The 13,409-nt window shown below is 73.2% G+C and carries 13 protein-coding genes; 7 read left to right on the top strand and 6 right to left on the bottom strand.

Annotated elements, in window-relative coordinates:
• Position 1: 1 nt before the first annotated feature.
• On the bottom strand, positions 2-631 hold the full coding sequence (locus tag ACIQMR_RS01480) for a response regulator (protein ID WP_401382621.1): 630 nt from the start codon (positions 629-631) through the stop codon (positions 2-4).
• Between the two features lie 74 nt (positions 632-705).
• Positions 706-1,890: a cytochrome P450 gene (locus tag ACIQMR_RS01485; RefSeq protein ID WP_401381560.1), complete on the bottom strand. Its 1,185-nt coding sequence runs from the start codon at positions 1,888-1,890 to the stop codon at positions 706-708.
• Between the two features lie 386 nt (positions 1,891-2,276).
• Between ACIQMR_RS01485 and ACIQMR_RS01490 the strand changes: the two genes are divergently transcribed.
• Genes ACIQMR_RS01490 through ACIQMR_RS01500 form a run of 3 tightly spaced genes read left to right on the top strand, consistent with a single transcriptional unit; the run spans position 2,277 to position 5,234 of the window.
• Entirely contained in the window at positions 2,277-3,167 is an 891-nt protein-coding gene (locus ACIQMR_RS01490) for a MaoC/PaaZ C-terminal domain-containing protein (RefSeq protein WP_401381562.1), read from the top strand.
• Between the two features lie 21 nt (positions 3,168-3,188).
• Positions 3,189-4,265, top strand: coding sequence for a Zn-dependent alcohol dehydrogenase (locus ACIQMR_RS01495; RefSeq protein WP_401381564.1), 1,077 nt, complete (start codon positions 3,189-3,191; stop codon positions 4,263-4,265).
• Positions 4,266-4,280: 15 nt separating this feature from the next.
• Positions 4,281-5,234 carry a 3-oxoacyl-ACP reductase gene (locus ACIQMR_RS01500; RefSeq protein ID WP_401381566.1) on the top strand — a complete coding sequence of 318 codons (954 nt, stop codon included), beginning with the start codon at positions 4,281-4,283 and terminating at the stop codon, positions 5,232-5,234.
• Positions 5,235-5,293: 59 nt separating this feature from the next.
• Here the strand turns inward: ACIQMR_RS01500 and ACIQMR_RS01505 are convergent, their stop codons facing one another.
• Both ACIQMR_RS01505 and ACIQMR_RS01510 read right to left on the bottom strand, forming a co-directional pair.
• Positions 5,294-5,464, bottom strand: a complete 171-nt coding sequence (locus tag ACIQMR_RS01505) for a hypothetical protein (protein WP_358665410.1) — start codon at positions 5,462-5,464, stop codon at positions 5,294-5,296.
• A 133-nt stretch (positions 5,465-5,597) separates the two neighbouring features.
• Positions 5,598-6,761, bottom strand: coding sequence for a hypothetical protein (locus tag ACIQMR_RS01510; protein ID WP_401381568.1), 1,164 nt, complete (start codon positions 6,759-6,761; stop codon positions 5,598-5,600).
• Between the two features lie 237 nt (positions 6,762-6,998).
• On the opposite strand from ACIQMR_RS01510, the gene ACIQMR_RS01515 reads away from it, so the two are divergent.
• The 4 genes from ACIQMR_RS01515 to ACIQMR_RS01530 all read left to right on the top strand — a co-directional run bounded on the left by ACIQMR_RS01515 (position 6,999) and on the right by ACIQMR_RS01530 (position 11,275).
• On the top strand, positions 6,999-8,030 hold the full coding sequence (locus ACIQMR_RS01515; protein WP_401381571.1) for an ABC transporter substrate-binding protein: 1,032 nt from the start codon (positions 6,999-7,001) through the stop codon (positions 8,028-8,030).
• 439 nt (positions 8,031-8,469) lie between these two features.
• A complete protein-coding gene (locus ACIQMR_RS01520) occupies positions 8,470-9,285 on the top strand; it encodes a Nif3-like dinuclear metal center hexameric protein (RefSeq protein ID WP_401381575.1) in 816 nt (271 codons plus the stop codon).
• On the top strand, positions 9,282-10,025 hold the full coding sequence (locus ACIQMR_RS01525) for a zinc ribbon domain-containing protein (protein WP_401382623.1): 744 nt from the start codon (positions 9,282-9,284) through the stop codon (positions 10,023-10,025). The genes ACIQMR_RS01520 and ACIQMR_RS01525 overlap by 4 nt, the downstream gene beginning before the upstream one ends.
• Positions 10,025-11,275 carry a bifunctional RNase H/acid phosphatase gene (locus ACIQMR_RS01530; protein ID WP_401381577.1) on the top strand — a complete coding sequence of 417 codons (1,251 nt, stop codon included), beginning with the start codon at positions 10,025-10,027 and terminating at the stop codon, positions 11,273-11,275. The genes ACIQMR_RS01525 and ACIQMR_RS01530 overlap by 1 nt, the downstream gene beginning before the upstream one ends.
• Positions 11,276-11,416: 141 nt before the next feature.
• Here the strand turns inward: ACIQMR_RS01530 and eda are convergent, their stop codons facing one another.
• Positions 11,417-12,034 (bottom strand): bifunctional 4-hydroxy-2-oxoglutarate aldolase/2-dehydro-3-deoxy-phosphogluconate aldolase, encoded by a 618-nt coding sequence (gene eda / locus ACIQMR_RS01535; RefSeq protein WP_401381580.1) that lies wholly within the window; start codon positions 12,032-12,034, stop codon positions 11,417-11,419.
• A gap of 564 nt (positions 12,035-12,598) precedes the next feature.
• Positions 12,599-13,381, bottom strand: a complete 783-nt coding sequence (yaaA, locus tag ACIQMR_RS01540) for a peroxide stress protein YaaA (protein WP_401381582.1) — start codon at positions 13,379-13,381, stop codon at positions 12,599-12,601.
• Between the last annotated feature and the right edge of the window lie 28 nt (positions 13,382-13,409).

The raw sequence follows: 13,409 nt of genomic DNA on the forward strand, positions 1-13,409 counted from the left end.
CTCAGAGCCAGCCCTGGCGGCGCGCCGCGCGTACCGCCTCCACACGGTTGCGGGTGCCGGTCTTGCCGATCGCCGCGGAGAGGTAGTTCCGTACCGTCGACTCCGACAGATCCACCTTCGCCGCGATGTCCGCCACCGTCGCCCCGTCCACCGCCGCGTTCAGCACATCCCGCTCCCACGGCGTGAGCGGGCTCGGCGCCGTGCTCAGGGCCGCCGCCGCGAGTGCCGGATCGACGACGGTCTCGCCGCGCAGCACGGCCCGGATCGCCTCCGCCAGCTCCCGCACCGGCCCGTCCTTGACGAGGAACCCCGCGGCCCCGGCCTCCATCGCACGCCGCAGACAACCAGGCCCGGCGAACGTCGCCAGGATCAGCACCCGGCAGTCGGGCACCTCCTCACGCAGCTCCGCGGCGGCGTCCAGCCCGCTGAGGCCGGGCAGTTCGACGTCCAGCAGAGCCACATCGGGTCGTGCCACGAGCGCCGAACGGACGACCTCGTCGCCCGCGGCCACCTGCGCGACGACCTCGATGTCCGCCTCCATCCCGAGCAGCAGCGCGAGGCCCCGCATCATGCCCCGGTCCTCGGCGAGAAGGACACGGACGGACCTGGCGGGCCGGTGCTCCCGCGGCATCTCGTTCACAGCCCAAGGCTAGGGCGGACGGCCCACCGGGGCGCGCTTTGCGAGCCCGTGCCGGGCGCTCGCGGTCAGAACCGCACCGGCAGCGCGACCAGTCCCCGGGCACGCATCGAGGGCCGCCACCGCAGATCGTCACGAGGCACGTCCAACTCCAGGGCGGGGAACCGCCGCAGCAGAGTGCTCACGGCGATCCGCGTCTCCACCCGCGCCAGCGGGGCCCCCACGCAGTAGTGGATGCCGTGGCCGAGCGCCAGGTGTCCGCTCTCCCGTCGGTCCAGGTCGAGGCGGTCGGGTTCGGGGAAACGGGCGGGGTCCCGGTTGGCCGAGGCGAGCGACAGCATCACCGTCTCCCCGGCCGGGACCGTCACCCCGCCGACCTCCACGTCCTTGGTGGGGAAGCGGCGGATGGCGAGCAGCGCCGGGCCGTCGTAGCGGGCGAACTCCTCCACGGCGTCGTCGATCCCGTCCGGGTCGTCGCGGAGCGCCGCCAGTTGGTCCGGATGGTCCAGCAGCGCCAGCACGGCGGTGCCGATGAGCTGCACCGTGTTCTCGTAGCCGGCGACCAGGATGAGGAACGCGAGGGACGTCAGCTCGTCCTCGGTGAGCCTGTCGCCGCCGTCGCGCACGTCGATCAGATCGGACAGCAGGTCGTTGCCGGGCAGGCGGCGCTTGTCGGCGATCAGCCGGGGAAAGTACGACAGCATGGCGACCACGGCCTGCTTCGCGGCGCCCGGGTTCGCGGGATCCGGGGCGACCAGGGCATCGGTCCAGTCCCGGAAGTCCCGGCGGGAGTCGTGCGGCACACCCAGCAGATCGCAGATGACGGTGATCGGCAGCGGCGCGGCGTACGCGGCCACGAGGTCGGCGCGTCCCTGCTCGGCCACGGCGTCCAGCAACCGCTCGGCCAGCGCCCGTATTCCGGGGCGCATCCGCTCCACGCGGCCCGGTGTGAAGGCCTTGGTGACGAGGCGCCGGATCCGGGTGTGGTCCGGCGGATCCATGTTCAGGAGATTGGCGTCGAGGGCCGGGGGCAGCGTGAACCCGCTGTAGTGGTCGGGAAGTCGATGCGTCTTGTCCAGGGAGAGGCGGGGGTCCGCCAGGAGTCGCCGCACGTCGGTGTAGCGGGTGACGACCCAGACGGGCGTCCCGTCCGGGCCGGTGACGCGGTGCACGGGACCGGCCTCGCGGAGACGGGCGTACGCCGTGTGGGGGTCGGCGACCAGCGCGGACAGGTCGGGGAACGCAGCAGCCATGGTCGGCAGCCTAGGCCGGTCGTCCCCGACCGCGTCCCGCTGCCCCGTCCCGTTCATGCGTCATGACCACGGCGCCAGGGAGCGGGCGCGGGTGAGCGGCAGGTGCGGCTGTGCCGATCCGGCAGTGACGAATGTCCCTGGGTGAGCCGGTACCGGCGGGCCGACACGACCGATCTGACGTTGCGTCAGGAGCCTTCACAAGTCCTGGGGGGTGCGTTATACATAGGGTCCGACCGGCCCTAGAACGCGTTCTAGAACGGACGCGTGGAGCGGCCGGCCCCCGTACGGCCTCGGTGCGACCGACGGTGCGGACGGCCGCACCGAGGTCTTCCACTCCTTTGGGAGCCAAGGAGCCAAGGAACCAGGAACCAAGGAGCAGTGTCCCCATGCCCATCGATGCCGCCAGGGCGGTCGCCGCGGAGCCGCGCAGCGCCGAGATCACCTGGGACCACAAGGACATCCAGCTCTACCACCTCGGCCTCGGCGCCGGTACTTTCCAGGGCCAGGGCCAGGGCCAGGGCCAGGGCAGTCCGGCCACCGATCCCGACGAACTGCGCTACACCCTGGAGTCCCGGCTGCACGTCCTGCCCAGCTTCGCCACCGTCGCGGGCGCGGGCATGGGCGTCGTCGGCGGGCTCTCCGCCCCCGGCATCGACGTCGACCTCGCCGCCGTGCTGCACGGCGGCCAGACGATCAGGCTCCACCGCCCGATCCCCGTCAGGGGACGGGCCACCAGCACCTCGCGCGTCGCCGCCGTCTACGACAAGGGCAAGGCCGCGATCCTCGTGCTCCGCTCCGAGGCGGCCGACGAGGACGGGCCGCTGTGGACGAGCGACGCGCAGATCTTCGTACGAGGCGAGGGCGGCTTCGGCGGCGAACGCGGCCCCTCCGCACGCGCCGAGCAGCCGGACCGCGAGCCCGACAGGGTCGTCGAACGGGCGGTACGCGAGGACCAGGCGCTGCTCTACCGGCTCTCAGGCGACTGGAACCCGCTGCACGCCGACCCGGAGTTCGCCAAGCTCGCGGGCTTCGACCGGCCGATCCTGCACGGCCTGTGCACGTACGGCATCACGCTCAAGGCCGTCGTCGACACGCTCCTCGACGGGGACGTCACGCGCGTCCGCTCGTACAGCACGCGCTTCGCCGGGGTGGTGTTCCCGGGGGAGACCCTGCGTATCCGGATGTGGGCCGCAGCGGACCGCGTCCAGGTGTCGGTGACGGCCGTGGACCGGGACGACGCACCGGTGCTCGCCGACACCATCGTCGAATTCTCCTGACCTCCCGAAGGGAGCCGCACCATGCGCGCAGCCGTACTGCACGAGATCGGCCAGGACAAACTCGACGTCCTCGACGACGTCGAAGCGGTGGGCTTCGGCCCCGGCAAGGTGAGGGTCCGCCTCAGGGCGACCGGGCTGTGCCACTCGGACGTCTCCGCGATGAGCGGTGTGCTGCCGCAGCCCGCGCCGTTCATCCCCGGCCACGAGGGCGCCGGGGAGATCCTCGACGTCGGCGACGGAGTGACGGGCGTCCAGCAGGGCGACCGGGTGCTGATGTGCTGGCTGCCGGCCTGCCGGGCCTGTCCCGCTTGCAAGCGAGGCCAGACCCAGCTCTGTCTGGCCGGGTTCATGAACGCCGGCACGCCCAACTTCAAGCGCCCCGGCGGCGATGTCTTCGGCTTCGCCGGGACCGGCACTTTCGTGGAGGAGGTCGTCGTCGACGCCGGCTGCGCGGTGCCGATACCGCAGGACGTCCCCTTCGAGATCGCCGCGCTCATCGGCTGCGGAGTGACCACGGGACTCGGCGCGGCCATCAACACCGCCAAGGTGGAGGCCGGTTCGTCCGTCGCCGTCATCGGCTGCGGCGGCGTCGGCATCTCCACGATCCAGGGGGCGCGGGTGCAGGGCGCCGCGCAGATCGTCGCCGTCGACCCGGTGGCGTCACGGCGCGAGGCGGCACTGTCCTTCGGCGCGACCGAGGCGGTCTCGCCCGACGAACTCGCCGACGCCAGGCAGCGGATCACCGCAGGCGAGGGCTTCGACTACGTCTTCGAGGTCGTCGGCAAGTCGGCGACGGCCAGGACGGCGTACGAGACGACCCGGCGCGGCGGGACGCTGTGCATCGTCGGCGCGGGCGCGATGGACGACTTCCTGCAGCTCAACATGTTCGAGCTGTTCTTCGACGAGAAGCGGATCCTGCCGTCGATGTACGGCGGCGGCGATGTGCTCCGCTCGTACGAACGGGCCATCACGCTGTGGCGGGCCGGCCGGATCGACCTGGAGTCGCTGATCACGCACCGGGTGCAGCTCGCGGAGATCAACGAGGCGCTGCACCAGATGCGTACCGGTGAGGCGCTGCGTACCTGCATCGAGATCTGAGGGGGACCCGCTCGTATGTCACTTCCACAGTCACTTCCCCTGCGGGGCCTGTCCGCGGTCGTCACGGGTGCGGGCCGCGGGCTGGGCCGGGCGGAGGCGCTGGAGCTGGCCCGGCTCGGGGCTGCCGTCGTCGTCAACGACTACGGGCAACCCGGCCGGGACGGCTCGGGCGAGGCGTCCGCCGCGCCCGCGGAACAGGTCGCGGCGGAGATCCGCGCGGCGGGCGGGCAGGCGGTGGCGCACGTCGGCGACGTCGCGGACTTCGACGCCGCCCGCGCCCTGGTCGACCTGGCGACCGGCACGTACGGCAAGCTCGACATCCTGGTCAACAACGCGGGCATCCTGCGGGACCGGATGGTCTTCTCGATGAGCGAGGACGAATGGGACTCGGTGATCCGGGTCCATCTCAAGGGCCACTTCAACACGACCCACTTCGCGTCGGTGCACTGGCGCGAGCGCTCCAAGGCGGCGGGCGCCCCGGTGTACGGCCGGATCGTCAACACCTCGTCGGAGGCGTTCCTGGCGGGCTCGGCGGGCCAGCCCAACTACGCGGCGGCCAAGGGCGGCATCGTCGGCCTGACGACGTCGACCGCGCAGGCGCTGCGGAAGTACGGCGTCACGGCCAACGCGATCTGCCCACGGGCCCGTACGCGCATGACCGAGGACGTCTTCGCGGGCCTCGCCGTGCCGGCCGACGGCGGACTCGACCCGCTCGCCCCGGAGCACGTCGCACCGCTCGTCGGCTACCTCGCCTCGCCGGCGGCGTCCGGCGTCAACGGTCAACTCCTGGTCGTCCACGGGGGCATGGTCGCGGTCGTCGAACGGCCGCGGGTCGCGGCCCAGTTCGACTCGGCGAAGGAGACGTTCTCGTACGAGGAACTCGACGGGGCCCTGGGCGCGTACTACGCGGACCGTGCGCCCGACGAGACCTTCGCGGCGACGGACGTCCTGGGCCTGAAGCGGGCCTGACGCCCCGTGTCCTCGATCACCGGGCGGGCTCCGACGGAGCCCGCCCGGCGATCCGGAACCTACTGCCCGCCACCCGTCGGGCGACGGTGGCGGCCGTGGGCCGGGGACTGTGTGTCCTCCGATGCCGCCGCACCGCCCCGGTGCTTTCCGGCGGCGCCGACGGGCTCGGCCCGGTTCGCGGCCGCTCCCTGCGGACGCGCCTGGGTCGTGTCGGTTCGGGCTTCAGACATGTGGGAAGTTCACCCCGTTGTTCATCGCTGATTTCTGTCACCGGGGGAATCCGTCGGAATTCGCGGAATTTCGCCGGAACCCGTCACCGTCGGCATCCGGACGGTGCGGCTGCGTAGCCCCCGGCCGCAGAGTCTAACCACGTGCTCCACGCGCCGTGAGTGGCGCCTGCTGCAACGGCACAGGTCTGCACACAGCAGGACTCCCGGCACCCTCGTACGGTTCCCCACCTGCGCATTCCGATTGTGGCGGTGCTGTGACCGGCTCGTGCGGGACGGGTGGGACGAGGGCCTCGGGAGGCTCCAGCCGGGCCACCCCGCACGGCACCTCCCCGGTCGCGTACGGCAGTTGCAGCACCCCGTCCCGCGACCACAGTCCCGAGCCCGCCAACCAGCCCTCCGGTGCGGCCAGTTGATCCATCCGGCGCCCCGCCGGCCGCCACACCCCGACCCAGCTTCCCGCCGCCGCGTCGATCCGCAGCGCCACCGCGCACGTCTCCGGTATCAGCACCTGCCCCGGCTGGATCGCGAACGGTGTCACCGCCGCGTCGGCCAGGCGCAGGCACTCGGGGAAGCGCACCGGCCGCAGACTCCCGAGCACCCCCCACCCCAGCCGGTCGTGCCCTGCCGCGTCCGAGCGGATCAGCAGCAGTCCGCTCTCGGCGTCGGCGAGCAGCAGCCGGTCGTTGCTGTCCTCCGTGATCTGCAGCAGCGGCGTCACCTCCCCACCGCGCTCCAGGTCGACCACCACCGCCTTGGTGATCCCGTCCCGCTCCCGGTCCAGGGCGAGCATCCGGCCGGTACGGTCCAGCCACACCCCGCCGGAGCAGCGGCCGGGCACCTCCGCGACCCGCTCGGGTCCGAACGCCCCGCCGGCCACCAGCCACACCGTCGTGGAGTGCTCGCCGGGCGCCAGCGCGTACGCGCACGTGCCGTCCGGCGACGGCGGCAGCAGCCGCAACCCCTCGGACTCGACCGCGCCCAGGAGCAGTTCGCCCGTGCCGGGCCCCGTCGGATACAGCAGGGAGAACGCCCGCCGCTCCGCCACCCGCCGGTGGACGAGCACCCGCCCGTCGGCGAGCGGCGCCACCTCCGTGTCGGATTCCTCCGGCTGGCCGAGCGGCAGCGGCACCGCGTACGGCTCCGGACCGTCGAGCGTCCAGCGCTCCGCGAACCGGGCGTCTCCCTCACCCGCGAGACGGGCCGCGTAGCAGCCGTCCGCGCCGACCGTGAGCGCCGCGCGCGGAGCGGACCGTGCGATCCCGGGCTCCGCGGCCTCCTCGATGGCACACGCTGTCATCGGATGGTCACCTCCGGCCACCGAAGCTAGTTTTCGTACGTCCAGCCGAACGGCGAGGGCCCTCTCACTTCACACATAAGGGTGGCCAAGTCGCGATTCGCCTGAGGGTGAGGGGGCGGTTGTGCTGAGAAGGGCGCCGGTTAAGGTAAGGCACGCCTAAGGCGGACCCTCGCGGTCCGCTTGTGTCCACTCGTACGCACCTCGTCGTACGCACCTCGCCCCGCAGGAGCACCCGCCATGTCGCCACGCCGCGGAACCGCAGCCGCACTCGCCCTCGCCGCCGCTCTCACCCTCGCGGCCTGCGGAAACAGCGAGGGCGAAGGCGCCGGCGGGACCAAGGCCGACAGCGGCGGCAAGAAGTCCGTCGCCCAGGGCGGCAAGGACTTCGGCGACGCCGCGAAGAAGACGGCGGCGATGGGCACGGACGCGGCCCCCGGCCACTTCCCGCGCACCCTCACCCACGCCATGGGCACCACCGAACTGAAGTCCGCCCCCAAGCGCGTCGTCGTCCTCGACGTCGGCGAGCTCGACAACGTTGTTTCGCTCGGCCTGCGGCCGGTCGGCTACGCCCCCGCCGAGGGCGACGGGGGCATTCCGTCGTACCTGGAGAAGGCCGCCGGCAGCCCCAGGAGCGTCGGCACCATCAACAACCTCAACCTCGAGGCGATCGCGCAGCTCAAGCCCGACCTGATCCTCGGCAGCCAGCTCCGGGCCGCTGACAAGTACAAGGAGCTCGCGCAGATAGCCCCGACCGTCTTCTCCATCCGCCCCGGCTTCACCTGGAAGGAGAACTACCTCCTGAACGCCTCCGCGCTGGACAGGACGGCGGAGGCGAAGGCGAAGCTCGACGCGTACGAGAAGAAGGCGGAGCAGCTCGGCACGGACATCGGCGCGGACAAGCCGACGGTCTCGATGGTGCGCTACATGCCCGACCGGACTCGTCTGTACGCCAAGGCGTCCTTCATCGGCACGATCCTCGACGACGCCGGACTGCCGCGGCCCAAGAACCAGCAGGTCAACGACCTCGCCACGGAGGTCGGCCCGGAGAAGATCGACGAGGCCGACGCCGACTGGATCTTCACCGGTGTCTACGGCGACCCGTCGAAGACCAAGCGGGACACCGCCCGGGCCAACCCGCTGTGGAAGAACCTGACGGCGGTCAAGGCGGGCCGGGCCAAGGACGTCCCCGACGAGACCTGGTACCTCGGCCTCGGCGTCACCGCGGCCGACAAGGTCCTCGACGACCTTCGCGGCCACCTCGTCAAGTAGGCGACGAACGCGGCGACCGGTCCCCGGGCCGAACGGCCCCGGGACCCGGTCGCCCCGGGACGCGGATCCCGCAGAGGGATCACGGCAACTGTCGGTCGAGCGACCCTTACGGGACCGGCCCGGCGACCGGCATGGGACCGGCCCGGCGACCGCGACGGTGAGCGCGAGGGCGACTGGCCCGGCGACCGCTATGGCGACCGTCAGGGCGACTGGCCCGGCGAGTGCCACGGCACCGCCAGGGGGACCGGCCCGGCGACCGCCAGGGGACCGGTCCGGGGATCGTCAGGGCGATCGGTCCGGCGAGTGCCACGGGAACTGGTCCGGGGACCGCCACGGGGACCAGTCCGGGGAGCGCCAAGGCGACCGGTCCGGCGACCTGCCCGCTCCGCGAGAGCGGCGCCGGTTCAGCCGCACAAGGGGGCCAGGTAGCCTTTGCTCCGTGCCCCGTCTGTCTGAAGTCACCGCCGCGCTCGACGCTCTCTGGCCCCCCGAGCGGGCCGAGGGGTGGGACGCCGTCGGCACGGTCTGCGGCGAGCCCGACGCGGACATCACCCGCGTCCTCTTCGCCGTCGACCCCGTCCAGGAGATCGCCGACGAGGCCGTCGCGCTCGGCGCGGACCTGATCGTCACCCACCATCCGCTCTATCTGCGCGGTACCACGACGGTCGCCGCCTCCCATTTCAAGGGCCGGGTCGTGCACTCCCTCATCAAGCACGACATCGCGCTGCACGTCGCGCACACCAACGCCGACACGGCCGATCCCGGAGTGTCCGACGCCCTCGCCGGCGCCCTCGACCTGCGTGTCGTCGGCCCCCTCGTGCCGGAGAACGGTCTGGGTCGGATCTGCGAGCTGGACCACCCCGAGACGCTGCGCGAGTTCGCGGCCCGCGCCGCCAAGCGGCTGCCCGCCACCGCGCAGGGCATCCGGGTCGCCGGCGACCTCGACGCCACCGTCCGCAGGGTCGCCGTCAGCGGCGGCTCCGGCGACGGCCTCTTCGACGCCGTACGGGCCGCGGGCGTGGACGCGTTCCTCACCTCGGACCTGCGGCACCATCCCGTGTCCGAGGCCACCCAGCACTCACCGCTCGGTCTGGTCGACGCCGCCCACTGGGCCACGGAATGGCCGTGGTGCGAGCAGGCGGCATCCCAGCTCGACGAGATTTCCGACCGCCACGGCTGGGGCCTGAGGGTCCATGTCTCGAAGACGGTCACCGACCCCTGGTCCTCCCACCACACCTCTGGAGCCCCCAACTGAACGCCGCGCCCGCCGACCAGATCCGACTCCTCGACGTCCAGGCCCTCGACGTCCGCCTGTCGCAGATCACGCACAAGCGCAAGTCGCTGCCCGAGCACGCCGAGATCGAGTCGCTGAACAAGGACCTCACGCAGCTGCGCGATCTGCTCGTCGCCGCGCAGACGGAGGAGAGCGACTGCGCCCGCGAGCAGACCAAGGCCGAGCAGGACGTCGACCAGGTCCGTCAGCGCTCGGCGCGCGACCAGCAGCGTCTCGACTCCGGCGCCGTCACCTCCCCGAAGGACCTGGAGAACCTCCAGCGGGAGATCGTCTCCCTCGCCAAGCGGCAGGGTGACCTGGAGGACGTCGTCCTGGAGGTCATGGAGCGCCGCGAGTCCGCGCAGGAGCGCGTCACCGAGCTGACCGGACGCGTCGGCTCCGTCCAGGCGAAGGCCGACGACGCCACGGCCCGCCGGGACGCGGCGTACGAGGAGCTCGACGGCGAGGCGGCGTCCACGGGCAAGGAGCGCGAGGTCGTCGCCGGGTCCGTGCCCGCGGACCTGATGAAGCTGTACGAGAAGCTCCGCGGGCAGCAGGGCGGAGTGGGCGCGGCCCGGCTGTACCAGCGCCGCTGCGAGGGCTGCCACATCGAGCTGAACATCACCGAGCTGAACGAGGTGCGGGCGGCGGCGCCCGACGCGGTCGTCCGGTGCGAGAACTGCCGCCGCATCCTGGTCCGTACGTCGGAGTCCGGTCTCTGATGCGCGAGTTGCTCGTCGAGGCCGACGGGGGCTCCCGGGGCAACCCGGGGCCGGCGGGGTACGGCGCGGCCGTCCTCGACCCGTCGACGGGGGAGACGCTCGCCGAGCGGGCGGAGTACATCGGCGTCGCGACGAACAACGTCGCCGAGTACCGGGGGCTCATCGCGGGCCTGAAGGCGGCGAAGGAGCTGGCACCGGACGCCATGGTCCGTGTCCGTATGGACTCCAAGCTCGTCGTCGAGCAGATGTCGGGCCGCTGGAAGATCAAGCACCCGGACATGAAGCCGCTCGCGGCGGAGGCCGGCCGGGTCTTCCCGGCCGCGCAGGTGACGTACGAGTGGATCCCGCGCGAGAAGAACAAGCACGCGGACCGGCTGGCCAACGAGGCGATGGACGCGGGCAAGCGCGGCAAGCAGTGGGAGCCCTCGGCGTCCTCCGCGGCGCTCGTGCCGTCCGCGGAGGACGTACGGGCGGCCCGGGTCGTCGGCGATGCCGCCGCGGGCGCGGCCAAGGCGCGAGCCGCACTGGCCGGAGCGGTGGCCCCCGGCGCGCAGGCGGTCCCGACGGCGCGGGCGCCGCTCGCCATGAGCACGGAGGTGCCGGGGGCCGGCTGGGGGCCGGACCTCGGGCCGCCCGCGACGTTCGTCCTGCTCCGGCACGGCGAGACGGCGCTGACCCCGCAGAAGCGCTTCTCCGGCAGCGGCGGCACCGACCCGGATCTGTCGGAGGTCGGTGAGCGGCAGGCGGAGGCCGTGGCGGCGGTGCTGGCCGCGCGCGGGACGATCCAGGCGGTCGTCTCCTCGCCGCTGAAGCGCTGCCGGCAGACCGCGGCGGCGGTGGCGGCGCGCCTCGGGCTCGACGTACACATCGACGAGGGTCTGCGCGAGACCCACTTCGGCGCCTGGGAGGGCCTGACGTTCGGAGAGGTCCGCGAGCGGTACGGGGACGATCTGGACGCCTGGCTCGCCTCCCCGAAGTCGGCGCCCACGGGCGGCGGCGAGAGCTTCGCGACGGTGGCGCGGAGGGTCGCGGCGACGCGGGACCGCCTCGCGGAGGACTACCGGGGCCGAACGGTCCTCCTGGTCACGCACGTCACCCCGATCAAGACCCTGGTCCGCCTGGCCCTCGGCGCACCCCCGGAGGCACTGTTCCGTATGGAGCTCTCGGCGGCTTCGCTGTCGGCGGTGGCGTACTACGCGGACGGCAACGCCTCGCTGCGTCTCCTGAACGACACGTCCCACCTGCGCTGAGCCCGGGTCTCTCGCGGGTGGCGGGGCGTGGTGTCCGTCCTGTGCCCCGCCGCCGCACCGCGCTGCGGCGGGGAGGGGAGGGGACGGCGGGCGAACGCCCACCGTCCCGCACCGGGGGCCCGGTTTCGCGCGGAGCCCCGGTTACGCGCGGAGCGCCGACGCCTCGCGGGCCAGGGACTCCACGCGGTCCCAGTCCCGTGCGGCCAGCGCGTCCGGCGGGAGCATCCACGTACCGCCCACGCACCCCACGTTCCGCAGCGCGAGATACGAGGGCGCCGACGCGAGCGAGATGCCGCCCGTCGGGCAGAAGCGGGCCTGCGGCAGCGGGCCCGCGAGGGACGTGAGGTACGGGGTGCCGCCGGAGGCCTCCGCGGGGAAGAACTTCATCTCGGTCACGCCGCGTTCCAGCAGCGCCACCACCTCCGACGCCGTCGAGACGCCCGGCAGGAACGGCACCCCGGACATCGCCATCGCGTCCAGCAGCGCCTCGGTCCAGCCCGGGCTGACCAGGAACCCCGCGCCCGCCGCGGCCGCGTCGGCCACGCTCCGCGGTGAGATGACCGTGCCCGCGCCGACCACCGCGTCCGGAACCTCGTCCGCGATCGCGCGGATCGCGTCGAGCGCGGCCGGCGTGCGCAGGGTCACCTCGATCGCGGGCAGTCCGCCCGCGACGAGGGCGCGGGCGAGCGGTACGGCGTCGGCGGCGTCGTCGAGAACGACGACGGGCACGACAGGGGCGAGGTCGAGGACGGAGGTCATGCCCGCCATCCTGCCCAAGCGAACCGTCCTGTGCAACGAGCGTTGCGCAGGACGCAACGTCTGGTCGGGCGGACATCGGACGTCCGCACCGGGGAGGCTCGCCGGTTCCCCGGCGTCGAACGTCCGCGCCGGGAGACTCTTCCGGTTCCCCGCAGTGATGCCCGCCATGGACCGGGCGGGACCGCGCCCGGCCCACGGCCGGACGCCGGTCCGGTGCCCCGGCGCGAGCCGCGCTGTCGCCCGCCCCGGCTCAGAGGTCTCGTGGCCCCGGCGCCGCCCGATGCGCCGCCCGGTCCGACGGCGGCAGCCTCCGGGCGGGAACGCGCCCGGCCCACGGCCGGACGGCGGTCCGGTGCCCCGGCGCGAGCCGCGCTGTCGCCCGCCCCGGCTCAGAGGTCTCGTGGCCCCGGCGCCGCCCGATGCGGAGCCCGGCCTGACGGCGGCGTCCCGGGCGGGACCTCGCCCGGCCCACGGCCCCGGACGGAGCCAGATGCGGAGCCCCGCCCCACGGCGGCCGTCCCCGACCGCCTGCACGGCCGGGCGGCGCGCCGGAGGCCGTGGCCGTCAGTGGATCTCGTTCACCAGCACATCGATCGACCACGCCTTCCCCGCCCTGCCCGGAGCCTGCGCCTCCACCACGTACCCGAGGTCCCGCAGCGCCTCCACCAGCGCCGCCGGAGTCCGCGGCGCCGCCCCCGCCTCCAGCAGGCTGCGCACGATCCGCCCCTTCGTCGCCTTGTTGAAGTGGCTGACGACCTTCCGGGTCGGCGCGTGCAACACACGCACGGTCGCGGTACGGTCCGCGACCTCGCCCTTCGGCCGCCACGCCGCGGCGTACGCGGAAGACCGCAGGTCCAGGACGAGCCCGCCCCCGGCCGCCTCGGGCAGCACGGACGCCATCGGCGCCCGCCAGAACGCGCCCAGCGCCCCGAGTCCCGGCAGCTTGACCCCCATCGAGCAGCGGTACGAGGGAATCCGGTCATCGAGGCCGACCGCCCCCCACAGCCCGGAGAACACCAGCAGCGACTTCCGGGCACGTCTGCGCGCGGCCGCGTCGAGCGTGGCGAGACCGAGGGCGTCGTACAGCACGCCCGTGTAGATCTCACCCGCCGGACGTGCCCCGGCGGTCCGCAACGTCGTGTTCTTCGCGATCTCGTCGCGCAGCCCCTCGCTCAGCCCGAGCACCTCACGGGCCTTCTCCTCGTCCCCCACGCACAGCTCGACGAGCCCGTCGAGCACCTCGGCGCGCGCCCCGGCCAGACCGGGCAGCGACAGGGATTCCGGCTTGAGCGGTGCCCCGCGTCCGGAAGCGGCCTTGCCCTCCGACGGCGGCAACAGCACGAGCACGGCGGTTCTCCTCTGCGTACGTACGGAA

The organism is Streptomyces sp. NPDC091376, assembly GCF_044757085.1.
GTDB classification, from domain to species: domain Bacteria; phylum Actinomycetota; class Actinomycetes; order Streptomycetales; family Streptomycetaceae; genus Streptomyces; species Streptomyces pratisoli.

What these genes read in the sequence shown, in the direction of transcription:
- ACIQMR_RS01480 (WP_401382621.1), bottom strand. Translation starts at nt 631, where the DNA reads ATGCCGCGGGAGCACCGGCCCGCCAGGTCCGTCCGTGTCCTTCTCGCC.
- ACIQMR_RS01485 (WP_401381560.1), bottom strand. Translation starts at nt 1,890, where the DNA reads ATGGCTGCTGCGTTCCCCGACCTGTCCGCGCTGGTCGCCGACCCCCAC.
- ACIQMR_RS01490 (WP_401381562.1), top strand. Translation starts at nt 2,277, where the DNA reads ATGCCCATCGATGCCGCCAGGGCGGTCGCCGCGGAGCCGCGCAGCGCC.
- ACIQMR_RS01495 (WP_401381564.1), top strand. Translation starts at nt 3,189, where the DNA reads ATGCGCGCAGCCGTACTGCACGAGATCGGCCAGGACAAACTCGACGTC.
- ACIQMR_RS01500 (WP_401381566.1), top strand. Translation starts at nt 4,281, where the DNA reads ATGTCACTTCCACAGTCACTTCCCCTGCGGGGCCTGTCCGCGGTCGTC.
- ACIQMR_RS01505 (WP_358665410.1), bottom strand. Translation starts at nt 5,464, where the DNA reads ATGTCTGAAGCCCGAACCGACACGACCCAGGCGCGTCCGCAGGGAGCG.
- ACIQMR_RS01510 (WP_401381568.1), bottom strand. Translation starts at nt 6,761, where the DNA reads ATGACAGCGTGTGCCATCGAGGAGGCCGCGGAGCCCGGGATCGCACGG.
- ACIQMR_RS01515 (WP_401381571.1), top strand. Translation starts at nt 6,999, where the DNA reads ATGTCGCCACGCCGCGGAACCGCAGCCGCACTCGCCCTCGCCGCCGCT.
- ACIQMR_RS01530 (WP_401381577.1), top strand. Translation starts at nt 10,025, where the DNA reads ATGCGCGAGTTGCTCGTCGAGGCCGACGGGGGCTCCCGGGGCAACCCG.
- eda (WP_401381580.1), bottom strand. Translation starts at nt 12,034, where the DNA reads ATGACCTCCGTCCTCGACCTCGCCCCTGTCGTGCCCGTCGTCGTTCTC.